General features: G+C 78.9%; 1 pseudogene. It reads left to right on the top strand.

Going from position 1 to position 658, the window contains the following annotated elements:
• Nucleotides 1-85: 85 nt before the first annotated feature.
• Nucleotides 86-658: pseudogene (locus E6R62_RS38050) on the top strand (hypothetical protein); the annotation flags it as partial.

Genomic DNA, 658 nt, shown 5'->3' with positions numbered 1-658 from the left:
CGGACCACCGCCGGCGAGGCGCCGGCGGCGGGGTCCACATGACCGCGCCCCGCCCGGGCACGGGAGCCGCAGCCGTGGAGGCACGGTGAGCGGGCGGCGGGGCCGCGGCCGCCGGGACAACGGCCTGGACGCGACGCTCTGGAGCCCGCTGCGCGACGTCGACCCGCGGGTCGGCGAGCATCTGCTCGACGTCCTGCAGGCCGCCGGCATCCCCGCGTACCTGGAGCCCTCGGCCGACGTCGGCCCGTACACGCGCACGGTCTTCCTCCCCAGCCCGCCGCTGGACCGGCTCTTCGTCGACCGGTCCCGCCGCGCGGAGGCGCGCGGTCTGGTGGACGAGCACGCGCCGCCCGGGGCCGACGGAGGGCATGCCGCCGACAACCGCCGTCGCGAGCCGGCGCCCGACCGTGCCGCCGTCCGTTCCGACCTGGACGAGGACGCCGAGTGGGCGCGCATCGTCTCGGCCTTCGAGGCGGAGAGCGGCCGCTCGGCGGTGACCGACCGGCCGTCCGACGCACCGCCTCCTCCCCCGCACGAGCCGGCGGTGCTCGACCGCCCTGACGAGCACTTCGAACCGCCCCCGCCGCCGCCGATCCCGGCGCCCGCACCCGCCTCGCTGTACGCGGCGCTGATCGTGGCCGCCGGCCTGCTGCTGGTC

This window comes from Streptomyces sp. A1136 (genome assembly GCF_004795055.1).
Taxonomy (GTDB): domain Bacteria; phylum Actinomycetota; class Actinomycetes; order Streptomycetales; family Streptomycetaceae; genus Streptomyces.
Note: the sequence above shows the minus strand (reverse complement) of the source record. Positions and strands in the feature narration are given on the sequence as shown.